Source organism: Corynebacterium renale (assembly GCF_002563965.1).
GTDB lineage: Bacteria > Actinomycetota > Actinomycetes > Mycobacteriales > Mycobacteriaceae > Corynebacterium > Corynebacterium renale.
The window spans coordinates 1,322,069-1,345,718 of the sequence record NZ_PDJF01000001.1; the positions used below are offsets into that span (position 1 = coordinate 1,322,069).

Below are 23,650 nucleotides of genomic sequence, written 5' to 3' on the forward strand. Positions count from 1 at the left end.
ACGAAGCGCAGATTGATTCTAGTGGGTGCGTTTCAGATTCCTATCCTTTGTTTATACGCGAACTAGTCCGACTTTGCGTCTACTTCGCGTAGGCGCAGGGCGCGGGCTACGCGGTCGCGGTTTTCGGCAATCAGGCGGCGTAGGCCTCCGGAAAGCTCGCGGGAGAGCAATGCGTCGGCCGAATCCAGCCCTTCCTCGCTCACGTCCCAGTGCGGGTAGAGGCCATTCAGGGTGCGTACTGCCATCTCGTTGGAGAATCGGTCCCACACGTCTTCGGCGACCTCAAAGTAGAGGCCGGCGAACTTGTCCAGGAAGGTGTGTGGCACGCGGGTCGGCCAGACGATGCCCTCCATCGTGGAACGCGCCTCCAGGTTGGAGAGGGTGCCTTCCGTGACTTGGTTCCAGGCCACCGCGGTGTGTTCGGTGGTAGGGATTGCGGCCTTCGCGCGCAGGGCGGATAGGGCGCCAGTGGAGGAGTGGTCGGTCTCGGCAAGCTTTGCGACGGCCGCGTGTGGGTCGTCGATCGCACCATCGGCAATAAGCGCGGTGAGCGCCTGCCACTGCAGGTCCTTGTCTTGGCCATCTGCGACGGAACGCACGAAGTCCAGGGCGTTATCACGCAGTGGCATGTGCAGCAGGGCCTTAGTGAAGATGAGGCGCGCCTCTTCGGAACCTGTGGTGGCGCCGGAGAGGTAGGCGTCGATAAGCAGTTGAGTGCCCTCGGACTGTGCCCACTGTGGCGCGCAGTAGGAGCGCAGCGCTTTCGTGCCTTGGGCGAGGACCTGCTCCAGGACGCCAAGTTCAGTCTCTGCGGCGGCGGCTTTGGCCACGAGCCGGACGTATTCGCGGGCGGGCAGTGTGCCCGAGCGAACGGCCTCCCATGCTGCGGACCAGCAGATAGTGCGTGCCATGGGGTCTTCGACGCGGTGCAGGTTCTCTAGCATGAAGCGCGCGGAGGCGTCGTCTAAGTGCATGATGCAGTAGGTGAGGTCATCGTCGTTGACCAGGACCATGTCGCCTGCTTCGACGCCGACGAGCGCCGGGACCTCGGTGCGTTCCCCGGTGACGTCGGTCTCCGCGGAGAAGGTGCGCACGACCTTCTCGCCACGCAGAGCGTAGACGCCCACGCGGACGCGGTGGTCGCGGAGCACGTCGCTCTTCTGGGTAATCGCAAACGAGGAATACGTGCCGTCCGTGACCTCGAAGTCGGGGGCTAGTTCGGAGATTCCCGTGGTCAAAAGCCACTGGTCCGCCCACTGGGAAAGGTCCCTGCCTGACGACGCTTCCAGCGCCGACACCAGGTCCTCAAAACGAGCGTTGCCCCACAGGTGCTGCGCAAAGTAGCGGCGTGCCCCGGCGAAGAATTCCTCGCGGCCCACGTAAGCCTGCAGCTGCTTGAGGACGCTTGCGCCCTTTGCGTAGGTGATGCCGTCGAAGTTTTGCTCCACGGTCTCAATGTCGGAGGCGTCCGTGGACACTGGGTGCGTGGTGGGCAGCTGGTCCTGCTGGTAGGCCCACGCCTTCTCGACATTGGCAAAGGTGACCCACGCGGTGTTGTACTGGGTGTTCTCGCTTTGTGCCATGGCGGCGGCCCAGGTGGCAAACGATTCGTTGAGCCACAAGTCGTTCCACCAATTCATGGTGACCAGGTCGCCGAACCACATGTGCGCCAGTTCGTGGAGGATGGTGTCCGCGCGGCGCTCGTAGCGGTAGTGGGTGGCCTTGGAGCTGAAGACGTATTCGTCGCGGATGGTTACCGCGCCGGCGTTTTCCATTGCGCCCGCGTTGAATTCTGGGACGAAGATTTGGTCATACTTGCTAAAGGGGTACGCCACGCCAAAGTGTTCGTGGTAGTAGTCGAAGCCCTGCTTCGTTTCGGTGAAGAGGCGCTGCGCATCCAGGTGCTTCGCGATGGACTCCCGGGTGTAGAGGCCAAGGGGAACCTCTACGGCTTCCGGTTCGCCTTCCGGGGTTTCCGGGTGGTGGGTCAGCGTGCCGCTCCAGGTGTCGTGGACGCCCACGTAGGGGCCCGCACACACGGCAACGAGATAAGAAGAAAGCGGGTAATCGATCCTGGAGGTGTGCACGCTATTCGACCCGCGCTGTTCTGTGGTCTGCACGCCGTTTCCGATGACAGTCCACCCCTGTGGCGTGGCGATCGTGAAATCATAGGTGGCCTTCAAATTCGGCTGGTCGAAGCACGGGTACATGCGCTTGGCATCCGCGGTTTCGAATTGGGTGTACAGGTATGTCTTCCCATCGGCGGGGTCGACGAAGCGGTGGAGCCCCTCGCCGGTGCGGGAGTAAATGCCGTCGGCGGAAATTTTCAGCGTATGTTCGCCGGGGGTCAGGTTGTTCAGGGCGATGCCTTCGTCTTCGACGTAGCAGCATCCCTCGGTGGTGATGGCGTCGGCAGTGATGTCGGTGCCGTCGAGAAGCACTTCGTGGACGGCTGAGCCGCGGAAGTCGATGAACGTCGAGCCAGTTTTGTGAACTTTCAACAAAATTGACACCGTGGTCGGGAAAATATTCACGCTCGGGTCCTCGGCGCGCGACAAATCTAGTGAGACGTCATAGTGCTGGACCGAAAGCAGAGAAGCCCTGTGCGCAGCCTCTTCGCGGGTGAGGTTAATGGAGCTCATACTCCTCCTTAAAGGATAGGTGTATTAGAAGTAATACCTTCCACCATAGAACTCGGTAGGGTAGGCGCGTAAAGAACAGGCCCACAATTTTAGGAGAAACTATGGCTACCCCCGTCACTTTCTGGTTCGACGTTTCCTGCCCCTTCTGCTGGCAGACATCCCGCTGGATTAAAGAGGTAGAAAAGGTCCGCGATATCACCGTCAACTGGGTCCCGATGTCCCTGTCCGTGCTCAACGAAGGCCGCGACTTGGATCCTGGTTACATGGAGATGATGAAGGCCAACTGGGGCCCTGCACGCGTCTTCGCCGCCGTGAAAGACCAGGAACCGGAGAAGATCGACGAGCTCTACACCGCGATGGGCACCATCGTGCACCCAGGCGGCGAGTCCGGCAAGAAGGATTTCGGTGCTTACGACGACGTCATCGCCCGCGCCCTGGAGGAAGTAGGCCTAGATGCTTCCTACGCTGACTACGCAAACACCGACGAACACGATGATCGCCTGCGTGCCTACCACCAGGGTGCGATGGATGCCGTCGGTGATGAAGTGGGCACGCCCGTCGTGAAGCTTGGCGACGTCGCCTTCTTCGGGCCTGTCATTACCCGTGTGCCTGAAGGTGAAGAAGCTGGAGAAATCTTTGACGCCGCAGTGAAGCTCTCCGAGTACCCTTACTTCTTCGAGCTCAAGCGCACCCGCACCGAAAACCCACAGTTCTAAAACCCTATCGTTCAGGTTCCCGCTGCACCGGGGGCACCCGCCGGCTAGACTGGTCCACTGACGTACCAGTTTTTAATTTGCATTGAAGGTGGAGACCATGCGCGTGTACCTCGGAGCCGATCACGCAGGCTTTGAAGCGAAGAACCTGATCAAAGAACACCTAACCAAGAACGGGCACCAGGCAATTGACTGCGGTGCCCATGTCTACGACGCGCAGGACGATTACCCCGCATTCTGCATCGAGGCGGCGCAGTGCACCGTCAACGATCCTGGTTCCCTGGGCATCGTCCTCGGTGGTTCCGGCAACGGTGAACAGATTGCAGCTAACAAGGTGGAGGGCGCCCGCTGCGCGCTCGCGTGGAACGAGGCCACCGCGCGCCTTGCCCGTGAGCACAACAACGCCCAGCTGATCGGTATTGGTGCCCGCCAGCACTCTGAGGAAGAAATCCTGGCGATTGTGGACGCATTCTTGGATCAGGAATGGTCGAAGGAACCACGCCACCAGCGTCGCATCGACATCCTCGCTGATTACGAGCGCACCGGCATCGCCCCGACCGTCCCAGAAGCACCTGAGGCTTAAGCGCAGCCTTTGGGGGCGCAGAATGTAGCCCGGTACATCGCGGTGATGTACCGGGCTTTTGGGTGCCGGGGGTCTTAGGGGCTAGAAGTCGAAGTCGAAATCGAAGGCGTTACCGAAGTCTCCGCCACCGAAATCGCCGAATCCATCAAAGCCGCCGTCTTCCATGCCGCCCATGTCTCCGGCATCGCCGGCGCCGCCGTCGAAACCCTCACCGCCATCGAAGCCTTCCGCGCCTTCGCCACCGGCAGCTTCGAGGCCATCTTGGTAACCATTGCCGTAGCCGGATGCGAAAGCGTCACCGGAGTAGCCGACACCAGACATGCCGGCGAAGAGGCTAGAGAACATCATGACCGACCCCGCGGTCCACACGCCTGTCGCCAGGGCAGGGGCCCACCATGGGGTGGAGTACCAACCAGCAGGAACCGGGCGACCAGCCACGCGTCCGCCCGGGTAGTAGTTTGGAGTTTCATCCGACGCTACTGGGGAAGCGGTAATGGTTTCTCCATTTTGCTCAATCGTGCGGGTCTCGGTGACCTTGCCGGCTGCGCGCTGACCTTCCAACGGGGGAAGCTCCGGGCCGGCAGGCATGCCCATGATTTCGCGGGCAGCGTTGACGTAGTGCAGGCCCTCGAGTGCAGATTCACGCGCCAACCGAACTTGCTTCACAGTTTGTGCGGTGCTCATTGCAGACGACGCGGCGTTGTAACGCTCGGAGGCGTCGGCAAGCGCCTGTGTGGACGCCGCATCTGTGCCCGACATGGTGAGCACGTTGTGGCCGAGGCGTTCAATCCAGCGGCGTGCGTCCGCCTGAGCGTCGGCGAGGGCTTCAGCTTCCTTGCGTTTTGAATTTCCGCCACCGCCTTGCATGCGGTTGACGCCAAAGACTACTAAGCCGATGAACACAAGTATGAGCAAGACTGTCATTGTTATGCACTTTCTATGCGGGGCTTTCACTACTTATATGTATTCAACGGTGGTGGGCAGTGAAAAGTTCCCGCCAGGCCTGGCTGTTTGCCTTATCGACGTCCCTTCGGCTACAGTATCCGGGTACGCGAAAGCGGTTGTGGGAATGTCGTATAGTGGCTAATACCTCAGCCTTCCAAGCTGAAGACGCGGGTTCGATTCCCGTCATTCCCTCCAAAGAAATACCGGGCCTTCTCATGTGGGAAGGCCCGGTATTTTTCTTCGTTTAATCCCTATTCGCGGACCCTAGCTTCCAGGGCGTCGAATGGTCCTCCGGCACCACGCAGCGTAGCCACGTTTCCGTGTTCCACGACCGCCCCATTGTCCAAGACGTACACGCGGGTGTCCTCGGGGAGGAGGTCGGTGCGGTGGGTGATCTCAAGGACCGTAAGGCCCATGTGCTCCACGTTTGTACGCACGGTGGCTGCTGTCTTTGCGTCGAGCTGGCTGAGGGCTTCGTCCAAGACCAGGATGCGTGGCTGCACGACGAGCGCCCGCGCCAAAGTCAGGCGCTGAAGCTGCCCGCCGGAAAGCGTGGAACCACGTCCGATGCGCTGGCCTAAGTCAACGTCCAAATCAACAACCTGGAGTGCTTGGGTGAGCTGCGCGTCGCTAGCGTCGGGGTTACCTAAACGGAGGTTTTCGGCGACGGTCCCACTGATTGTGACCGCGCGTTGCGAAACGATAGCTACGTGACTACGCAACTGGTCCAGGGTTGCCTGAGTCACAGGCACGTCGCCGATACGAACCTCGCCGGATTGTGGGTCCCAGCCGCGTAGTAACAAGGCTGCTAGCGAAGATTTGCCGGAGCCAGAAACCCCAACCAAGGCGGTCCATTGGCCAGCAGGGCACACCGCGGTCACGGATTCGAGGGCATTGCGTGGGGCGCCGTCATAGCTGAGGGTGACGTCGTCGAAAGTGACGGTGTCGTCGGTGAATTCAGCACCGGGACCGTCGGTGACAGCGGGTGTTCCTTCAATGACCTGGTAGATACGTTCGGCGGAAGCGAAGGCGGCGTCGAGTCCGTTGGCAAAGTCGTCGACGGAGCGGGTGGGCAGGGCAAGTGCTACGGCAATGGCTAAGGCTAGTAGGCGGTGCTCCCAGGGAGCGTCGTACGACATGAGAGAGACCAGGAGCCCTAATTGCAGTGCGACGGTAATGACTTCACGCACCGTCGTAAGTAGCGAAGTAGTCCGGCCTGCTGTGGTGAGACGTTCGTCTGCTACGCGTAGGCCTTCCAAGCGTGCGTCTTGGGCGTGGAAGGTGAGGATTTCGCGGATGCCGGCGATGTCGTCGCCGACGTGCGTGGTCACACCGGACTCGGCGGCCGCGACCTTACGGGCAGTAGCGAATGTAACTGGCATCCAGAGGAATGGCAGGGCAATGATAACGGCTAAGAAGATAGCCATGATCAGGGCCAGCGGCCAGGACGTTGTAAAACCGAAAGTCACGACCACGATGATCGGGACAGTAATCGCACTAATAACAGGCGGGAACGTGTGGGCGAAGAAAACCTCAATCTTGTTGATGTCCTCGACCGCCCGGCCGGTCAGCTCTGCCGACGCTTTACCCGATGTTGCCTGTGGAGCCTGGGGGATAAGGCGGGTGAAGAAAAGTGCACGCAACCGCTTCAGCGCGGTGAATGCGAGCCAGTGCCCGGAATAATGTTCCAGGTAACGCAGCCCGGCTTTAACGAGCGCAATGACTGCGATGACCAGAACTGCGGCCCACAGCGACCACGGCGTACTCACTGCGAGAACGGCCGCGACGAGCAGTCCGACCCCCGCGAGTTGCCCCAGGATGCGGGCGAGGCTGGATATCCAAAAGGCAGGAATAAGGTCCCGGATGTGTGAGAAGAGCCACCGGGTTAATTGGAGACGGTTCATGAAAGTTCCTCCACACGGTCGGCGGACAAGATGGCATCGGGGCGGTGCGCGATCATCAGAACCGCGCGGTCGCAGGCCAGGCTATTCAGGGCTTCGAGGATGCGTGCTTCGCCCGCGAGGTCGACTTGGGAGGTCGGTTCGTCGAGAAGCAACACAGGGCGGTCGGTCAGCCATGCCCGCGCGATGGACAACCGCTGTGCCTGGCCACCTGAAAGGAGGCGCCCGCGTTCGCCGACGGGTGTATCCAGCGTGATTTCATCCAGTAAGCCAGCGATCTCAAGTGCTGCGAGCAGCCGTTCGTCGCTGGCGTCCGGGGCGGCGATGAGGAGGTTATCGCGCACGGTTCCGTGGAAGAGGAAGGTCTGTTGCTCGACGACAGCCATCTCACCCCCGACGCGAACCGACCCCTCGACCGGGGTGAGGTGCCCTTGGATAAGCGCGGACAAGGTGGATTTGCCGACGCCAGACTTGCCGACGAGGGCCACCCGCTCCCCGGGTGCCACGTAGAGGGATACGTTCTTGACGATGGGCTCAGCGCCTGGCCAGCCGCCGGTTACGTGGGAAACCTCAATGCCTTCGCCGCCAAGCTGGACATGGGATGTGTGGTTCGGGGTGCGTAGGAATCCGCTCAGCGCACTTACTGCGGCCCGTCCGCCGATGCCGATGTAGAAGAACTGGCCGATGACGTTGACCGGTCCAGTCACCATAAGAGATGCAAGTACCAGGGTGACTGCCTGGCCTGCATCAATAGCCCCTGAATGCACCCGCGCGAGAGAGACAGCCGCAGCCACCAAGATCACGGCGAGAGAGAATGCGGCGTCGACGACGAAGATAAGGAGCTGGTTTAAGGCCAGCATTTTCATGACCGATTTCCGGTTCTTTTCACCGTCTTCGGCAATGCCCTCGGCGATGCGCTCGGCAGCGCGGTTGTAGACGAGCATGTCGAGTGCGCCGATGGATTCGAGGAAGCGGCCGGTCAGTTGTGCTTGCGTCCGATGGTATTGGCCGCCCACAGACTTCGTGGATTTGCGGAACCCCTGCACGATGAAGGGGATGATAAGCAGGCACACGAGCATGCACAGCGCGGTGAGCCAGTCCACGAAGATCGCTAATGCTGCCAACACGATGAGGGGAGTGGTCATTGCGCCGACGATCGGGCCTAAGAATCCACCGCGGTAGCGGGTCGCCGATGAGATCGATTTCGTAGCCAGGTTAAACAGGCTGCCTTGGTCTGCAACTACTTTGACCGCACCGACAGAAAACAGCTTCTCGACGACCAAACGCCGCAATTCCGTCCGGGTAAGAGCGGACGTTTGATCTGTGCACCAGATGCTCAGGCCACCGGCGACGGCGGCGAGAGCGACTGCGATGAGGGCTGCAGAGAGGTTGAAATCTGCGTGAAAGGATTGGCCAATGAGAATGAACAACCACACTTGAGAAAGCGCTTGGGCCCACGTCACGACCGTGATTAATGCCATCCGCCAGCGCGGGGTGGCAGCAGCGACGGCTGGGTGCATGGGCTGCGTAGGGGGCCGATGAGAATTCATGACCTAGAGGTTAGCGCACCCTAATTTGTTGTGTTAATCCGTAGTCAGTGACCGAGGAGGCGGATTTGGTGAGCATAAGGTGGCTCAAAAATAGTTATTGTGCAGCAGTTTTGCGTTTAATGGCCGGGTATGTTTAATATAGTCGCCAGGTTGTTCAACATGCCGCAGCGTGCTTAGCGTGTCTAAGTTGTTCGGTATGCCTGGATTGACTGTACGGGGCGTGGCGCAGTTTGGTAGCGCACCTGCTTTGGGAGCAGGGGGTCGCAGGTTCAAATCCTGTCGCCCCGACGTACTTATTTTTAGACAAAGAATGTTCAGGAGAGTGACCTCGTGAAGAGTTCCGTCGAAAAGCTGAATGACACTCGTGTCAAGCTCACCGTCAACGTTCCGTTTGATGAGTTGAAGGGTGACTTCGACAAGGCGTACGCAGCTATCGCGCAACAGGTCACCATCCCGGGTTTCCGCAAGGGTAAGGCTCCGCGTCAGCTTATCGATGCCCGCTTTGGCCGTGGCCCGGTTCTGGAGCAGGTTGTAAACGACGTAGTTCCTAGCAAGTACGAGGCTGCTGTCCTGGAAGAGGGCCTGACCGTTCTGGGTCAGCCTGACCTGCAGATTACCAAGATTGAAGACGGTGAAGAGATTGAATTCACCGCAGAGATGGACATCCGTCCAGAGATTGAAATCCCAGACTTCTCCACCATCAAGGTAGAGGTTCCTGCACTGGAAATCTCTGACGAGGCCGTCGACGAGGCTCTTGATGATCTCCGCGCTCGTTTCTCTGAGTTGAAGGACACCAAGCGCAAGCTGAAGACCGGCGACTACGCAATCATCGATCTTGAGACTTTCATCAACGATGAGAAGATTGAAGACGCTTCCACCGTCGGCCTGTCCTACGAAGTTGGCTCCGATGACCTGTTCAAGGGTCTGGACACCGCGCTGCGTGGCATGAAGACCGACGAGGATGGTGAGTTCACCACCACCATCGCCCACGGCGAGCACAAGGACGAAGAGGCAACCGTCAAGGTTCACGTCCAGCAGACCAAGGAACGTAAGCTTCCTGAGCTCGACGAAGAGTTCGTTCAGATGGCTTCCCAGTTCGACACCGTTGAAGAACTGCGCGAAGACACCAAGAAGCGCGTCGAAGAGACCAAGAAGACCGAGCAGGCTGCCGCTATCCGCGACGAGGTCCTGAAGCAGGCTCTCGAGCAGGCTTCCTTCGAATTCCCACAGGGTGTTGTTGAAGAGCAGGTCCACGCACAGCTGCACCAGCTGCTTGGCCAGATGGCTCACGACGACGCCGCGCTGAACTCTGTTCTTGAGGCGCAGGGCACCACCCGTGAAGAGTTCGACAAGGACCAGCGCGAAGCTGCTGAGCAGGCTGTCCGTACCCAGCTGTTCTTGGACGCGCTTGCAGAGCAGGAAGAGCCTGAGGTTTCCCAGCAGGAGCTGACGGACCACATCATGTTCACCGCTCAGTCCTACGGCATGGATCCAAACCAGTTCATCCAGCAGATTTCCCAGGCTGGCCAGATTGGTAACCTGTTCGCAGACGTCCGCCGCGGTAAGGCATTGGCAACCGCCATCTGCCGCACCCAGGTCAAGGACGACGCCGGCAATGAGGTCGATCCTTCCGAGTTCTTCGGCGAGGAAGAAGAAGCCGAGACTGAAGCAGAAGACTAATTAAGTCTGCGAAACCCCGGATACCAGGAGGTACCCGGGGTTTTCTGCACCCACGAAATGCAGTTGAACGCTCACAGCGAACACACCCCCACGCGCCACCTACTGCAGGTAGGGTTGTGGAATACGAATACAGCTAGAAACTAAAAGGAGTAGAAACGGTGACCACACAGCCGCGAATGGCAGCCGAAGGCATGCCACAGCCTGGAGATAGTGTTTACGAACGCCTGCTGCGCGAGCGCATCATTTTCCTGGGATCTCAGGTAGATGATGAGATCGCAAACAAGTTGTGCGCACAGATCCTCCTGCTCACCGCAGAGGACCCCACCCGGGATATTTCCCTCTACATCAACAGCCCCGGCGGGTCCGTGACCGCTGGCATGGCTATTTACGACACCATGCGCTACTCCCCATGCGACATCCGCACCTACGGCATGGGCTTGGCCGCTTCCATGGGACAGTTCCTGCTCACCGCAGGTACCCCAGGCAAGCGTTTTGCACTTCCACACGCGCGCATCATGATGCACCAGCCTTCCGCCGGTGTGGGCGGTACTGCAGCGGACATCGCAATTCAGGCTGAACAGTTCTCCGCAACCAAGCGTGAGATGGCGGAACTCATCGCTGAGCACTCCGGCCAGCCGTATGAGCAGATCGTCAAGGACTCTGACCGCGACCGCTGGTTCACCGCACAGCAGGCGAAGGATTACGGCCTGGTTGACCACGTCATTGAGTTCGCCGAAGACGGCAAAGTAACTAACTAGGCAGTAGAGGAGAATACGATTATGAACAACTTCCAGATGCCTACTTCCCGCTACGTCCTGCCTCAGTTCGTGGAGCAGACCAGCTACGGCCAGAAGACCTCTGACCCGTACGCCAAGCTTTTCGACGAGCGCATCATCTTCCTGGGCACCCAGGTTGACGACACCTCCGCTAACGACATCATGGCGCAGCTCCTGGTGCTCGAGGCGCAGGATCCAGACCGCGACATCACGATGTACATCAATAGTCCGGGTGGTTCGTTCACTGCCATGACAGCGATCTACGACACCATGCAGTACGTTCGCCCTGATGTCCAGACCGTCTGCCTGGGCCAGGCAGCGTCCGCAGCAGCAGTCCTGCTGGCGGCCGGCACTCCTGGCAAGCGTGCAGCGCTGCCGAACGCGCGTGTCTTGATCCACCAGCCTGCAACACAGGGCACGCAGGGCCAGGTTTCGGACCTTGAAATCCAGGCCGCGGAGATTGAGCGCATGCGTCGCCAGATGGAAGAAACGTTGGCGCGTCACACCGGTAAGACTGCTGAGCAGATTCGCATCGATACCGACCGCGACAAGATCCTTACCGCCCAGGAGGCTGCCGACTACGGAATCATTGACCAAGTCTTCGATTACCGTAAGCTCAACGGCTAAGAGGGGTTAGGCCGCGTCGAGAAGCATACTGCTTCCGGCGCGGTTTTTTCATAACCTACAATGACTGCTTGTGATTACTCCAGAACAAGGGTGGCAGGCAGCACTGACCGCGCAGTTAGGCATTGAACTGTGGCGCATCCCCGTTGTGATCGCGTCTGCGGTGGGCATCTACATCGTCTTCCTCGGGCTAGTCCGCGTGTTCGGCGTGCGGGTTCTGCGTTCGTGGACAACCGTCGACGCGATCACGTGCCTGATGTTCGGCGCGGTCGCTGGGCGTGTGATTATTGGGCATCCGCCGTCACTAGCCGCGGGTGTGATTGGCCTGACCACGCTCATGGTTATGGAGGTAATCTTCGGGGCTATTACCGGTTCGCGCCGTGGCCGCACCTTAGTTCAACAGCCTGTTGTGATTGTCAAAGACGGTCTCATTCGGGAGGAAGAACTTCACCACGCCCACATGCACCGGTCACAGGTGCTTCGCGACGTCCGCCGCGCCGGCCTATCGTCGCTTGACCAAGTGCAATGGATGATCTTGGAAGCCGACGGGCAAGTAAGTACCTACCGGGTGGGGATAGACGTGGACCCCGCGCTCCTTGAGGGAGTGCGCGGGGTCGAAAGCTAGGCAGATTTACCAGCCACGTTCAGCCATGCGGTGAGGTGCAGGCAGTTCGTCGACAGTGATGCCGACCATCGCCTTGCCCAGGTCGGTGGACACCTCGGTGATGACAGCGGGATCGGTGTAATTCTTGGTTGCCTTCACGATTGCAGCGGCGCGCTTTTCTGGATTGCCGGACGTGAAAATGCCGGAGCCCACGAACACGCCGTCTGCGCCGAGCTGCATCATCATGGCAGCGTCGGCAGGCGTGGCGATGCCACCGGCAGTCAGCAGCGGCACGGGCAGCTTGCCTTCGCGTGCGACGGATTCGAGAAGCTCGTAGGGGACGGCCAGTTCCTTCGACTTTGCGAAGAGTTCTTCGGGGTTGTTCTGGTAGAGGCCGTGGACCTCGCCGATTTCTGCGCGAATCTTGCGGATGTGGCGGGTTGCCTCGGAGACGTCGCCGGTGCCAGCCTCACCCTTGGAACGGATCATCGCTGCACCCTCATTGATTCGGCGCAGGGCCTCACCGAGGTTGGTAGCACCACAGACGAAGGCGGTTTTAAAGGTGCGCTTGTCTACGTGGTGGGCGAAGTCCGCAGGGGAGAGGACTTCGGATTCGTCGATCACGTCGATGCCTAGGTGCTCCAGGATTTGAGCCTCGACGAAGTGCCCGATACGGCACTTGGCCATGACTGGGATAGAGACTGCTTCCTGGATGGAGGCGATCAGCTTCGGGTCTGACATGCGGGCAACGCCACCCTGCGCGCGGATGTCTGCTGGGACGCGCTCGAGTGCCATGACGGCGGTTGCGCCGGCTGCTTCAGCGATGCGTGCTTGTTCCGGGGTGACGACGTCCATGATGACGCCGCCTTCGAGGTGCGAAAGATTGTGTTCAGTCATGCGGTCTAGATTGCCACAGTGCGTGGTCTAGGATTAAGGCCACGAAGTATTCAACTTTTCAGACCACCATGGGGGTCATGTGGACCGCAGTCAAGGGAACCTGCCCGGCCAAATCGTTGGCCGCATCCGGGACGACATCGCCAGCGGGGTTCTTCGCCCGGGCGACCGGATTGCCTCCACTCGCACGATGGCCGCAGAACTCGGAGTCTCCCGGGCCACTGTTGTTGCAGCGTACGAGCAGCTTGAAGGTGAAGGTTACGTGGAGACCAGCCCCGCCGGTACTTGGGTCCATCCCGCGATGCGCGCAGTTCTTGCCGGGGCCGCTGAGGAAGTGCCGCGCACCCTGCCCCCGGAGCAGCGGCGCGCCCCGCGCATCGATCTTCGGCCCGGGCACCCAGACACGTCGGTTTTGGCGTCGACAACGTGGCGGGCGGCGTGGCGGCAGGCAGCGGCGGAGCCGCCCTCGTACGTACCCCGCGAAGGTATTCCGCGGCTGCGCGAACTTGTCGCCGACCACATTCGGCGCGCCCGGGGTGTGGCCGTGGATCCGCGGCGCGTGTTCATCACGGCTGGTTCGCGTCACGGGGTAAGCGCTCTCGTGGCGGCGTTGGGCCAGAACGTCACCGTCGGTGTGGAAGATCCTACGTACCCGTCGCTGGTTGGCGTGGTGCGCCGCGGTGGGCATTCGGTGGTCACGGATTGGACCAGCGCGAATGCCGTGCTGGTGACGCCGTCGCACCAGTTCCCGCACGGGCACGTTATGCCAGCGCCTGAGCGCATTGAGTTGGTGGATTGGGCGCGCACCCACAACACGTTGGTCATCGAGGACGATTTCGACGCGGAGCTACGCTTCCAAGGTGAACCGCTGCCGTCGTTGATGGCAATTTCTCCGGAGGTGGCGTCGATAGGATCTTTCGCCAAGACGCTGTCGCCGGCGCTGGGGTTGGGGTATGTCGTGGTGCCGCCTTCGCTTATCGACGCCCTCCGGCCCCACCTCGCCCCAGTGTCAGGGCTTGCGCAGGTCGCGTTAGCCAATTTCATGGCCGAGGACGGGTTGAGTAGACATATCACGCGGATGCGGTCGGCGTACCGGCGGCGCCGCGACATAGCTCTGGAGATTTTTGGCAGCCGCGCTGTCCCGATGGACGGGGGACTGAATCTAATCGTGGAGCTGAGCTCCGTGGGCGAGGAAGAAAGCGTGCTGGCACGGGCAGCAGCTCGCGGGATGGCGGTGCGTGGTTTTTCTACGTACTGGTCGTCGCCGGCGTCACGTGCGGGAATCGTGGTGGGCTTAGGCGGGGGTACAGAAAAGCAGCTGGGGAGGTGGATGACCCAGCTGCGTGAACTGCTGCCGCGTTAGTTGTGTGGGATTGCCAGGTACTGGACCTCGGTGTATTCCTCGATGCCTTCGGCGCCACCTTCGCGGCCCATGCCAGACTGCTTCACACCACCGAACGGTGCGGCGGCGTTAGATATTGCGCCAGCGTTCCAGCCTGCAAGCCCGTACTCGAGACGGTCGGTCAGACGCAGGGCAGTATCCCAGCTGGCGGTGTAGAAATAGCAGGCCAGGCCGTATTCGGTATCGTTGGCCAGGGCGATAGCCTCGTCTTCGGTGCTGAAGCTGAAGATTGGGGCGATGGGGCCGAAGATTTCCTCGGTGAAGACGCGCGCATCGGTGGGGACGTCCACGAGAACGGTGGGGTTAAAGAAGTAGCCGTTGCCCTCCGGGGCGCCGCCACCGACGAGGATACGTGCGCCGCGTTCCACAGCATCAGAGACGAGCGCCTGGCAGTTTTCCACTGCGTCCGGTTGGATCAGCGGGCCTACATCGACGCCGTCCTCGAGGCCATTTCCTACCGTGAGTTGCTTAAAACGGTCGGCTAGTTTGGTGGAAAACTCCTCGGCGATGGATTCGTGAACCAAGAATCGGTTCGCAGCAGTGCACGCTTCGCCGATGTTGCGCATCTTCGCCGCCATCGCGCCGTCGACTGCGGCGTCGATGTCGGCGTCCGGCAGTACGATAAACGGTGCGTTGCCACCGAGCTCCATCGAGGTGCGCACGACGTTCCCGGAGGCTTGTTCCAACAGCGTGCGGCCTACTGCGGTGGAACCGGTGAAGGAGACTTTGCGCAGGCGGTCGTCGGAAAGCAATGGCTCGGAGATGGAGCTCGCCGAGTTCGACGGCACAACGTTGAGCACGCCGTCGGGGAGGCCGGCCTCGCGCATGACGTCGGCGAAGAGAAGCGCCGTCAGTGGGGTGAGCTTCGCAGGCTTGAGGACCATCGTGCAGCCGGCGGCGATGGCGGGCGCAACCTTGCGGGTGGCCATCGCCAGCGGGAAGTTCCACGGGGTAATCAAAAGGCAGGGTCCTACCGGCTTGATGCGGGTAATCATTGTTTGTGTGCCCTCCGGGTTGGAGGAGAAGCGGCCGTAGAGGCGGGTGGCTTCCTCGGCGAACCAGCGCAGGTAGTTCGCGCCGTAGGTGACTTCGCCGCGGGCTTCGGAAAGTGGTTTGCCCATTTCCTGGGTCATGAGGCGGGCGAATTCCTCGGAGCGTTCGGTGACGATGTCGTAGGCGCGGTACAAAATGTCAGCGCGCTCGCGCGGGGATGTCGCGGCCCATTCTTCTTGTGCGGCGACTGCAGCATCCAGTGCGGCCTTCGCATCAGCGCTGGTAGCAGAAGCCACCGAGGCAATCTTCTCCTCGGTGGCAGGGTTGTAGACGTCAAATGTTTCGTTGTTGGAGCTGTCGCGCCAGGTGCCGTCGATAAGCAATTGTGTCGGAGTAGTCATGTGACCCACGGTACACTTTATGCCCAGGATGCGGCGACTATAGTGCTCCGATAATACCCCACCAAGCCGGGCCGACTGTCAACCAAATAACAACGTGCATGACACCTAGTACAGCGCCCAACTTCCACCACGTAGCTACAGGAACGTACCCGGTACCGAAGTACAACGGGGCAGGTCCGTTACCGTAATGGGTCAGGCAACCCATCAGCGTAGGCAAGGCACCCAGCACCACGACCAGTGGCAGCGCAGGGAGTCCGACTGCGATCCCAGTGCCAAGAAAGACACTAAACATTGCTGCCGTGTGCGCGGTACCTGAGGCGAAGAGGTAGTGAGAGAATGCGTACACCACCACGATGACTACCAACGCCAGGGTAGGGCCTAGCGCCGCAAGCGGGTCTTTTACCAAATTCCCAATCCAAGCGATGAAACCGGTCTTGTTCAGGTAGGTTCCCATCATCACTAGTGCTGCGAACCAGACCAGGGTGTCCCACGCAGATTTCTCCGATTTAATGTCATCCCAGGATAAGACCCCGGTGACTAGAAGCAATGCCAGGCCAATGAAAGCGACAGTCGTGGCGTTCAAGATAGAGCCACCAAAAACCCACAAGACAATAATCGTGATAAAAACCGTCAGCGTGATTTTCTCCGCAGACTTCATTGGGCCTAGTTTTTCGAGCGCCTGCATTGCCTGCCGGGGAGCCTCCGGCGTTTTTGTGACCTCAGGTTTGTAGAGCACGTACAAAACGAGCGGAGTCAGGATAAAACCAACCAAACCGGGAACCACGGCCAGCAGTAACCAACCACCCCACGTCGGGGTATCAGCACCCATTTCAGCGGCAAGTTTTGTACCCATCGCGTTGGGGGCGGCGCCAGTAAAAAATATCACTGACGCAGCTAAATCCAAGTTATAAGTGGCAATCGCCAGGAAGGAAGCCATTCTGCGATAGGTGGCTGGGTCCCCGTCGACTGTGCCTTCCGTTTTGAGCACCGACTGCATGATTGGAAAGACAATTCCGCCTGCGCGAGCTGTGTTTGAAGGGATAGCCGGCGAGGTAGCGAGGTCAGCCAAACCGAAACCGTAAGCAAGCCCTAAAGTAGAGCGCCCGAAAAGACGGACGAACAAGTATCCCAAGCGCGTGCCAAGGCCCGAGGCGATGACAGCGCGTGCGATAAAAAACGCTGAGACGATTAGCCAGATGGTGCCGTTGGAAAAACCGCTTAATGCAGCGCCGATGGCTTCCGACGGACCACTTTCCGCGTCCGTGACAAGAACTCCGGTAGCTGCGCAGACAGCGATGGACACAATGGATAGCGAACCCATCGGTGCAGCGCTAAGAATAATCGCCACGATTGTTGCAGCGAAGATCGCAAAGAGGTGCCACGCATTATCTGCCAACCCTTCCGGGGTGGGTAGCAGCCACACAATCACACCTACGGCGAGTGCGGCAACGAGGCGTCCTGGTTTTACTTCTCCCTCACGCCCCTGTATCTCCACAGGGGGAGGGGCTGAGTGATGCGTGCGCGTACTCACTTGATGAACCGCACTTTTTCATACAAAGATTCCAATGCCTTTTCTTTGCGCTCGTTGTAGATCACCTTTTGCTGCTCGAAGATGTTGTTGCCGTGAGCGTCGATAGACACAATGAGGGGCCCGAAACCTTTTACTCGGCTGGTCCACAAAGATTCGGGCATACCCAGGTCAGTCCAATGGACGGATTCAATCTCTTCTACCTCGGTAGCTGCTATCACTGCGTTGCCTGCAGGGAAGACGCAGTGCAGTGCCCCAAATTCTGCGCAGCCACGTTCAGTATTAGGGCCCATGCCACCCTTACCGACGATCAGGCGTACGCCGGTTTCTTTAATGAAGTCATATTCAAACTTCTCCATACGCATACTTGTGGTGGGACCCACAGACACCATCTCATAACCGGACGCAGCGGTATCACTTGCGCGAGTGATGGGTCCGGCGTGCAAAATGGCGCCGTCACGGACGTCGACAGGAAGTTTGCGCCCGTATTCAACGAGACGACGGTGGGCTACATCGCGGCAGGTGGTGATGTGCCCGTCAAGGAAAATAATGTCGCCTACCTGAATGTCTTCGAGGTCTTCTCGCGAAATTGGGGTGGTGAGGGTTTTCGCGCCTACCTGTTCAGCCAGGCGTGCGATATCTGCGTGCACCCGTTGCACAAGTTCGTTGTTGACCATGTCCTTATTGGCGATATCGGCTGGGGAGCTGGAAGTAGTAGTCATTAGTCTGTCCTTTCGGGTATTGCAGGTTTAGCGCAGCGCGAAGTCTTCGTGGGTGGGAGAGGTAAACGTACCGTCGGGCTGGATAAGAATGGTCCCACGGCGGTGTGACCAGCACCCAGTGTTGAGCGCGACGGATAGTACGGAAGGATGGCGTGCCGAGTTTTCGATATTGACGCCCATGACGGACTTCCCGCCGCCCAAACCTTGAGGACCCAAGCCCAAGGAATTGATAGCTTCTTCCAGATCGTGTTCCAATCCGGCAACGAGCTCGTTAGGATTTTCAGAATCGGCAGGGCGCATGAGGGCCTTTTTAGACATGTACGCTGCGGAATCGATGGACGTGCCGATGCCGACGCCGATGAGTAGTGGTGGGCAGGCGTTCAGCCCGTAGGACGTCATAACGTCCAGAACGAACTTCACTGCACCTTCGTAGCCCTCACCAGGCATGAGGGTTTTGCCTTGGCCAGGCAAGGAGCAACCGCCGCCTGCAAGATAAACATCAAGTTCGAGGGTGTCGCTGCCTTCTTCAATCTCCCAGTACACCCAGGGGGATTCGGAACCAGTGTTGGTACCTGTGTTCTTTTCTTGGAAGGTTTCCACGGTGTTGTGTCGCAGCGGGGCGGTCTGTGTTGCAGTGCCGACGGCCTCTTTCAGCATTGCGTGGAGTTCGTCGCGAAGCGGGTAATCGCTGCCGACGCGGGCGAACATTTGGACAAGCCCGGTATCCTGGCACGATGGGCGGTTGAGGTTAGCTGCGAGTTCCTGGTTGTGGCGCATGGTGTCGTAGATCATGAGCGCGCGGGGATTCGATTCGTCAGCGCGAAGTTTTTCGAGACGGTGCTCCACATCGACGGGGAGTTTTTTCGACACCATATCGGTGAATTGAGCGATGATGTCTACAATCTGTGCGCGATCGGCACTGGTAGTGGTCACAGTGTTCTCCTAACACGGGGATAAGTGGTAGTTCACCTCCTATTTTTCTTTCTCATGGCAGCCTGGCGCGAGGGTATTTTTTGGCACTTTCGGTCTTCACATCAGGGTTTGTGACACCTGTTTCTGCTCCTTGTGCGGACTGAAAAATAAAAATTCCACCGCATGTGACCTGCGGTGGAAGATAAACCCCTGCCATTTATAGCCGGGACAGTAAAAATTTATCCCTCGTCTGTGCGCAGCATGAACGCTAAACGGGCGGCTAGGTCTGCCGCACTTTCTTCTCGGCTGGAATTCCACTGGGCCAGTTGGCTGTAAATATCGTCACGCCAGCGATGTACGTACTGTTTCTTGAACCCAGGATCAACTTTTCTGGCTTCTGGTTGGGCAGCAGCAGCTTCCCGATACGCGCTAGGGGTCAGGCCGAACGCTTTTTTGAATGTGGTGCTCAAGGCTTTAGCATCGCCGAATCCGGAATCTAGGGCGACGTCGATAATTCGCTCATCTGTGTGCGCCAATGCACGGGTAGCTTCGCGCAGACGTACCCGGTTGATGTAGTCGAAGCAGGTCATCCCCATAGTTTGGGTAAACAGTGTTGAAAGGTAGGCCTCGGAGTAACCGGCAACGCGCGCGATTTCGGCAAGCGTGAGACGCGTACGGAAATGCTTCTCTATGTAGGTGCATACCTCGCGCAGGTCGTATTCTGAGTGAATTGATTCTGAGCGACCTTCAATGGGGAAAGTTTCGAGGATTTCCGCTCCCAGCAGCGCGGCATCACCGGCTGTGCGTAAGTGGTCGGAATAGGAATCGCCACCTCGAATGAGCAAACGGGCGCATCGAGCCCGCAAGGCGTACGTAGAAAAGTGGGTTTTGGTGGCAAAACTTGGGAGCTCTGCGCCGAAAACCCCAGGACCAAGATGAATCACACCCGCCGTAGTCCCCGGTTCGAGGGCAAGTGTGGCGTGCCCTTGGTTCGAGTTAAGTATGACGGGTTCCCCAGGTTTGACCACGATGCGTTCGCCACGAGTTGCCACTTCGGCTGTGCCGGTAACGATCATGAAAAGTTCGACGTCGTCATGCCAGTTGTAGTGGTAGGTGCCGACCTCGTAGCAGTAGCCGTGGACTCTACCACCTGCCACCGGAGTGGAAAATTCAAAGCTGTCCGGGTTAATCCAAGGGTCCATAAAGCTCCTTTGACTGGTCTTTTAAGTCTACAGACCACGGTGCTGATTGATGAAGTAATGGTATGCTGGCACCACCTCTTCTCATAGACGGAAGGTAAGCGCGCATCCGGTAGGGAAGCGCGTTTACAACTTCAAAAAAGTAGAGTTTAAACCTTTTAGGCTTCAACAGCCTTTTGTGTTGCTAGCGACTTCCGGTGAGCCACGCGGGCTTCTTCTTGAGCTTTTGCAATCTTGGATTCGACTGCTGCGATTACTTCTTTGATAAGAGTTCGTTTGCCTTGGTCGGAGCCTTATCCGACTACTTATTACCAGCGTTGTACGAGACGAAGATAATAATCGAGGACAGTGCGATGATCGCCGTGATCCGGATTGCGCCAAGGCCGAGCATGCCGGCTTCGCGGACAGCTACATTTTCCTGATTGACGGTGAACTCCACTGCCGCACTGAGGAACCTGCTGCCGGAATTTTGGAAGGCCGTGAAAATATCGGTTGGGATAGCGTTACCGAACGCTGCACCCAGGGAGGATGCCATCTTGTACACACCTGAACCGGCATCAGCCTGAGAATCAGGCAATACAAACAGGGCTGCGTTCGTGGACTGCATCACATTCGTGTCCATGAGCAGAACAATCCAGACGATAACAACCAGGGCGCCTCACATCATTGGCTTCTTAGGACCAAAGCGCTGCAGGAGCTTCTCTCCGACGCGAATGAATGCCAAGATGAATATCGCGTAGCCAATGGCGATGTAGCCGGCCTTTGCGGGATCATGCCAACAGCGCCTTGTAGGACCCACAGCGACGCTGGGATCAGGCCGGCGGTCGCGTTGATCAGGAAGCTCGAGAGCGTAGCACCCGAGAACACTGCGTTGGAGAAGATCTTGAAATCGACCAGCGGGGCGGAAGACTTCAATTCAACCTGGATGAATTCGGTAGTTGAAACCAGGTACATGGCGATGATGACCCACATAATCCAGTAGGTCCATCCTATAGCGGAACCCTGGGTGAATATAATTAGCGGGAAACTACCGAGAGCGCGAGGGTGATAATGCCTGGCCAGTCCAGCTTAGAATCCGAACCAGCGTTGAATGCGTCCTCGGGGATTTGGCACATGAGCAGGATTGAAAGAACAGAAACAATCGCGCAGATGATGGAGATGGAACGCCGTACCAGTTCGGTTGCGGCTATTGCGCAACCGAACAGTGCCGCCAGCCCGGAGCCGTCCAGGAGCCCATTGACCATATGGACACTGCACGCTGACGGGCTTTGCCTTCCCAATAGGTCTTCAGAAGAGACATTGTCGACGGCGTGATAAAGCCCGCGCTCAAACCCTAAAGCGCACGGCCAACCAGCAACATAGACCCTGCTCCGGGTGCGAATGCTAATGCAATGAGCAGTGAGCCGATGATGCCGAAAATATTGCCGATGTGTGCGATCTTGACGTGGCCGATATCGAAGCCGCACACGGTGTCCGTGGCTTCGATGTTGTTGCCGGTGAGCGGGTAGGTGTCGTAGTACGCGAACTCTGGTTCCCAGGGCGCGCGACCCAGTCGCATTCGAATCGGACGTTCGATTGATTTCTGCAGGTGTGCTCCCACGGCTGCGTCGTAAGCGCGGGTGCTGATGAGAAGTTCAGCGGAATCCGGGTTTATATTGGGCTTCGTTCCGGCATGGATTGCGCCGTCGGTGAATACTGCGGTTTCTTTGACCTCAACCTCGCGCGAAAGAACCGTCTGCAAACGTGTCGTGATGGTCGAAGCGAGCACGACCCGGTCCACGCCAAGTTCCGACATCGATCCGTGCGAGTCTTTGCCAAAGAGTGTCACCGTGACCGAGAACACAGACGATAGGACTGGGCCACAGCGGGTTCCCACCGCACAACCCGGGAGCGACGCAAGTACGTGCTGGCCCAGGTAGGCGTGGGGCTTAGGCATGGCGTCATTAATGCCATTGGCAACCGTATCGCGTGCGCTTTGAGCAGTTTCTTCGGCCGGTGTTGCAAAAGAAAAAGCCCCGCACGTGGCGGGGCGAGAGGGAAGCGGAAAGCTAAGCAGCAACGGCCTCGCGGGCTGGCTCACTCACGACGACGCGGTGTGCGGGCTTCATGCCGAAGAGGGCGACACCGGCGAACACGACGACAATCGCGGCGGTGATGTACAGGCTGGTGGGGGACCAGCCGGCGTCGTAAAGTGCGCCAATGATGGTCGGCGCCACGACGGCACCGAGACGGGACGCGCCGATCGCTGCACCCACCCCAGTTGCGCGCAGGTGGGGTGCGTAAGCGGCCGGGGTGACGGTGTACATGCCGGTCACGCAACCGTTAAGGAGCATTCCTACGCCCACGCCGGCGACGAACGCGATAGCCGGAATAGACGTGCTGAAGATGAACACCACGAGGATGATGGCAGAGAGCGTCGAGAAGCCGATGAGCGTGCGACGGGCATCCAACTTGGTGGTGAGCGCACCATAGATGAGGGAACCGATGGTGCCGCCAAAGGACAGTGCGATGCCGCCGATGATGCCCTGGTTTTCCGTCATGCCGGTTTCGGTGAGCAATTTAGGGGTCCACGAGTTGGCGAAGTTAAAGCCGAACGTGATCAGGCTGAACGCAGCCCAGATACGCAAGGTCACGCCCAGGTAGCCGCCACCGAAAATGCTTGCTTTTTTCTTTTCGGAGCTGGTCTGCTCGGGGAGGGTGACTGGGGTTGCGGACTGTTCGGGCAATCCGAGGCGTCGAGCGATGGCAGCCGTGCGCGCCTCCCAGTTCTTAGGTTGACGGGTGCGCAAGTAGTCGGTGGATTCCGGAAGGATGGCCACGGTGAGAACAAGCGCGAGCAAGGTCAGGCCCGCGCCGGTGAGGTAGATGGAACGCCATCCGTATTCCGGAATCGCGTGGGCCGCCCACGTGCCGCAGAGTGCTGCGCCGATGCCGTACCCGGAAGCGTAAATGCTCATGGCAAGTCCCCGGTAACGCAGGTTAGAGAACTCGCTGGTGACCACGGTGACGCAGGCGAGAATGCCGCCGACACCGATGCCGGTGATAAACCGGAATGCCAACAGTTCGGGGAAGGAGTGGGCAAAGGTGGTGGCAAAGAGGCCGGCCAGGTCGATGACTCCAGCGACGATAATCATGGTGCGGCGCCCCCAGCGGTCAGCTGCTGGGCCCAGAGCTACGGAACCGACGCCCACGCCGAGCAACGCTGCAGAGAATAAAGAACCAAGTTGGAGGCCGGAGAGCCCGAACTCTTGGGTGACCGGGTTTGCGGTAAAAGACATCGCGACGAGGTCAAAACCATCGAGCGCGTTGAGGAACAGGGCCAAGATGATGATGAGCCACTGGTACCCGGACATGCGGGAATTGTCGATGAGGGTGCGTATATCCATCCTCGGAGCCTTTCTTAATGCGGGGTACGGTTGCGGCGGCGTACGCATCACGCCGCTTTCTTATAGCCGGGGCTCCGGGATGAGAAAACCGTGAAACTTTTTAAGCGCCCATGATTTTGGCCTACCCAAAGAATGGTTGGCAACTTTCCACCCGAATTTTATTCATGCGCTGGTAGGGTGGGGTTTCAGGCGGCG

At 59.0% G+C, this 23,650-nt stretch carries 22 protein-coding genes and 2 tRNA genes; 9 read left to right on the plus strand and 15 right to left on the minus strand.

Translation table 11 applies throughout. The features are described from left to right. Positions 1-62: 62 nt before the first annotated feature. A complete protein-coding gene (pepN, locus tag ATK06_RS06220) occupies positions 63-2,642 on the minus strand; it encodes an aminopeptidase N (RefSeq protein ID WP_098389024.1) in 2,580 nt (859 codons plus the stop codon). Between the two features lie 101 nt (positions 2,643-2,743). Here pepN and ATK06_RS06225 point away from each other — a divergent pair, with 101 nt between their 5' ends. Further along, positions 2,744-3,358, plus strand: a complete 615-nt coding sequence (locus ATK06_RS06225; RefSeq protein ID WP_048380062.1) for a mycothiol-dependent nitroreductase Rv2466c family protein — start codon at positions 2,744-2,746, stop codon at positions 3,356-3,358. A gap of 97 nt (positions 3,359-3,455) precedes the next feature. Continuing rightward, positions 3,456-3,938 (plus strand): ribose-5-phosphate isomerase, encoded by a 483-nt coding sequence (locus ATK06_RS06230; protein ID WP_048380060.1) that lies wholly within the window; start codon positions 3,456-3,458, stop codon positions 3,936-3,938. 81 nt (positions 3,939-4,019) lie between these two features. Here ATK06_RS06230 and ATK06_RS06235 read toward each other — a convergent pair whose 3' ends face one another. Next, positions 4,020-4,862 (minus strand): hypothetical protein, encoded by an 843-nt coding sequence (locus ATK06_RS06235; RefSeq protein WP_048380058.1) that lies wholly within the window; start codon positions 4,860-4,862, stop codon positions 4,020-4,022. A 141-nt stretch (positions 4,863-5,003) separates the two neighbouring features. On the opposite strand from ATK06_RS06235, the gene ATK06_RS06240 reads away from it, so the two are divergent. Next, positions 5,004-5,078: transfer RNA gene (locus tag ATK06_RS06240), tRNA-Gly, on the plus strand. Positions 5,079-5,134: 56 nt separating this feature from the next. On the opposite strand, the gene ATK06_RS06245 is transcribed toward ATK06_RS06240, so the two are convergent. Beyond that, positions 5,135-6,787 (minus strand): ABC transporter ATP-binding protein, encoded by a 1,653-nt coding sequence (locus ATK06_RS06245; RefSeq protein ID WP_098389025.1) that lies wholly within the window; start codon positions 6,785-6,787, stop codon positions 5,135-5,137. Then, positions 6,784-8,334: an ABC transporter ATP-binding protein/permease gene (locus tag ATK06_RS06250; RefSeq protein ID WP_083985984.1), complete on the minus strand. Its 1,551-nt coding sequence runs from the start codon at positions 8,332-8,334 to the stop codon at positions 6,784-6,786. Before ATK06_RS06250 ends, ATK06_RS06245 begins: the two co-directional genes overlap by 4 nt. Before the next feature lie 214 nt (positions 8,335-8,548). On the opposite strand from ATK06_RS06250, the gene ATK06_RS06255 reads away from it, so the two are divergent. From ATK06_RS06255 to ATK06_RS06275, 5 genes are all read left to right on the plus strand, one after another. Then, a tRNA-Pro gene (locus ATK06_RS06255) sits at positions 8,549-8,622 on the plus strand. Positions 8,623-8,664: 42 nt separating this feature from the next. Next, a complete protein-coding gene (gene tig / locus ATK06_RS06260) occupies positions 8,665-10,014 on the plus strand; it encodes a trigger factor (protein WP_098389026.1) in 1,350 nt (449 codons plus the stop codon). Between the two features lie 158 nt (positions 10,015-10,172). Continuing rightward, positions 10,173-10,772 carry an ATP-dependent Clp protease proteolytic subunit gene (locus ATK06_RS06265; protein ID WP_048380051.1) on the plus strand — a complete coding sequence of 200 codons (600 nt, stop codon included), beginning with the start codon at positions 10,173-10,175 and terminating at the stop codon, positions 10,770-10,772. A gap of 18 nt (positions 10,773-10,790) precedes the next feature. Further along, on the plus strand, positions 10,791-11,417 hold the full coding sequence (locus tag ATK06_RS06270; RefSeq protein WP_098389028.1) for an ATP-dependent Clp protease proteolytic subunit: 627 nt from the start codon (positions 10,791-10,793) through the stop codon (positions 11,415-11,417). A gap of 70 nt (positions 11,418-11,487) precedes the next feature. Beyond that, positions 11,488-12,039: a DUF421 domain-containing protein gene (locus ATK06_RS06275; RefSeq protein ID WP_048380049.1), complete on the plus strand. Its 552-nt coding sequence runs from the start codon at positions 11,488-11,490 to the stop codon at positions 12,037-12,039. Between the two features lie 6 nt (positions 12,040-12,045). Here ATK06_RS06275 and pdxS read toward each other — a convergent pair whose 3' ends face one another. After that, positions 12,046-12,915 (minus strand): pyridoxal 5'-phosphate synthase lyase subunit PdxS, encoded by an 870-nt coding sequence (pdxS, locus tag ATK06_RS06280; protein WP_098389029.1) that lies wholly within the window; start codon positions 12,913-12,915, stop codon positions 12,046-12,048. 79 nt (positions 12,916-12,994) lie between these two features. On the opposite strand from pdxS, the gene pdxR reads away from it, so the two are divergent. Next, on the plus strand, positions 12,995-14,275 hold the full coding sequence (pdxR, locus tag ATK06_RS06285; RefSeq protein ID WP_098389030.1) for a MocR-like pyridoxine biosynthesis transcription factor PdxR: 1,281 nt from the start codon (positions 12,995-12,997) through the stop codon (positions 14,273-14,275). On the opposite strand, the gene ATK06_RS06290 is transcribed toward pdxR, so the two are convergent. From ATK06_RS06290 to ATK06_RS06335, 10 genes are all read right to left on the minus strand, one after another. After that, entirely contained in the window at positions 14,272-15,708 is a 1,437-nt protein-coding gene (locus ATK06_RS06290) for an NAD-dependent succinate-semialdehyde dehydrogenase (RefSeq protein ID WP_048380043.1), read from the minus strand. The two genes, pdxR and ATK06_RS06290, sit on opposite strands and share 4 nt — an antisense overlap. Before the next feature lie 37 nt (positions 15,709-15,745). Next, the gene (locus tag ATK06_RS06295) at positions 15,746-17,203 is read right to left on the minus strand and encodes an anion permease (protein WP_231913530.1); all 1,458 of its coding nucleotides are present in this window, start codon (positions 17,201-17,203) and stop codon (positions 15,746-15,748) included. Between the two features lie 32 nt (positions 17,204-17,235). After that, a complete protein-coding gene (gene ttdB / locus ATK06_RS06300; RefSeq protein ID WP_231913529.1) occupies positions 17,236-17,958 on the minus strand; it encodes a L(+)-tartrate dehydratase subunit beta in 723 nt (240 codons plus the stop codon). A 27-nt stretch (positions 17,959-17,985) separates the two neighbouring features. Next, positions 17,986-18,891, minus strand: a complete 906-nt coding sequence (ttdA, locus tag ATK06_RS06305) for a L(+)-tartrate dehydratase subunit alpha (protein ID WP_083985980.1) — start codon at positions 18,889-18,891, stop codon at positions 17,986-17,988. A gap of 218 nt (positions 18,892-19,109) precedes the next feature. Further along, complete coding sequence (locus tag ATK06_RS06310) at positions 19,110-20,072, minus strand: helix-turn-helix transcriptional regulator (protein WP_048380041.1); 963 nt, start codon at positions 20,070-20,072, stop codon at positions 19,110-19,112. A 298-nt stretch (positions 20,073-20,370) separates the two neighbouring features. Continuing rightward, on the minus strand, positions 20,371-20,691 hold the full coding sequence (locus ATK06_RS06315; protein ID WP_053072740.1) for a hypothetical protein: 321 nt from the start codon (positions 20,689-20,691) through the stop codon (positions 20,371-20,373). A gap of 41 nt (positions 20,692-20,732) precedes the next feature. Then, on the minus strand, positions 20,733-21,041 hold the full coding sequence (locus ATK06_RS11445) for a hypothetical protein (protein WP_143341401.1): 309 nt from the start codon (positions 21,039-21,041) through the stop codon (positions 20,733-20,735). 44 nt (positions 21,042-21,085) lie between these two features. Continuing rightward, a complete protein-coding gene (locus ATK06_RS06325; RefSeq protein WP_053072736.1) occupies positions 21,086-21,313 on the minus strand; it encodes a hypothetical protein in 228 nt (75 codons plus the stop codon). 89 nt (positions 21,314-21,402) lie between these two features. Beyond that, positions 21,403-22,005 (minus strand): peptidase dimerization domain-containing protein, encoded by a 603-nt coding sequence (locus tag ATK06_RS06330; protein WP_083985978.1) that lies wholly within the window; start codon positions 22,003-22,005, stop codon positions 21,403-21,405. A 112-nt stretch (positions 22,006-22,117) separates the two neighbouring features. Next, the gene (locus tag ATK06_RS06335) at positions 22,118-23,455 is read right to left on the minus strand and encodes an MFS transporter (protein ID WP_098389032.1); all 1,338 of its coding nucleotides are present in this window, start codon (positions 23,453-23,455) and stop codon (positions 22,118-22,120) included. Between the last annotated feature and the right edge of the window lie 195 nt (positions 23,456-23,650).

What these genes read in the sequence shown, in the direction of transcription:
- ttdB (WP_231913529.1), bottom strand. Translation starts at nt 17,958, where the DNA reads ATGACTACTACTTCCAGCTCCCCAGCCGATATCGCCAATAAGGACATG.
- ATK06_RS06325 (WP_053072736.1), bottom strand. Translation starts at nt 21,313, where the DNA reads ATGGTCAATGGGCTCCTGGACGGCTCCGGGCTGGCGGCACTGTTCGGT.
- ATK06_RS06330 (WP_083985978.1), bottom strand. Translation starts at nt 22,005, where the DNA reads ATGCCTAAGCCCCACGCCTACCTGGGCCAGCACGTACTTGCGTCGCTC.
- ATK06_RS06230 (WP_048380060.1), top strand. Translation starts at nt 3,456, where the DNA reads ATGCGCGTGTACCTCGGAGCCGATCACGCAGGCTTTGAAGCGAAGAAC.
- ATK06_RS06245 (WP_098389025.1), bottom strand. Translation starts at nt 6,787, where the DNA reads ATGAACCGTCTCCAATTAACCCGGTGGCTCTTCTCACACATCCGGGAC.
- pdxS (WP_098389029.1), bottom strand. Translation starts at nt 12,915, where the DNA reads ATGACTGAACACAATCTTTCGCACCTCGAAGGCGGCGTCATCATGGAC.
- ATK06_RS06335 (WP_098389032.1), bottom strand. Translation starts at nt 23,455, where the DNA reads ATGGATATACGCACCCTCATCGACAATTCCCGCATGTCCGGGTACCAG.
- ATK06_RS06310 (WP_048380041.1), bottom strand. Translation starts at nt 20,072, where the DNA reads ATGGACCCTTGGATTAACCCGGACAGCTTTGAATTTTCCACTCCGGTG.
- ATK06_RS06290 (WP_048380043.1), bottom strand. Translation starts at nt 15,708, where the DNA reads ATGACTACTCCGACACAATTGCTTATCGACGGCACCTGGCGCGACAGC.
- ATK06_RS11445 (WP_143341401.1), bottom strand. Translation starts at nt 21,041, where the DNA reads ATGTGGGTCATCATCGCCATGTACCTGGTTTCAACTACCGAATTCATC.
- pepN (WP_098389024.1), bottom strand. Translation starts at nt 2,642, where the DNA reads ATGAGCTCCATTAACCTCACCCGCGAAGAGGCTGCGCACAGGGCTTCT.
- ATK06_RS06315 (WP_053072740.1), bottom strand. Translation starts at nt 20,691, where the DNA reads ATGGACACGAATGTGATGCAGTCCACGAACGCAGCCCTGTTTGTATTG.
- ATK06_RS06250 (WP_083985984.1), bottom strand. Translation starts at nt 8,334, where the DNA reads ATGAATTCTCATCGGCCCCCTACGCAGCCCATGCACCCAGCCGTCGCT.
- ATK06_RS06235 (WP_048380058.1), bottom strand. Translation starts at nt 4,862, where the DNA reads ATGACAGTCTTGCTCATACTTGTGTTCATCGGCTTAGTAGTCTTTGGC.
- ATK06_RS06225 (WP_048380062.1), top strand. Translation starts at nt 2,744, where the DNA reads ATGGCTACCCCCGTCACTTTCTGGTTCGACGTTTCCTGCCCCTTCTGC.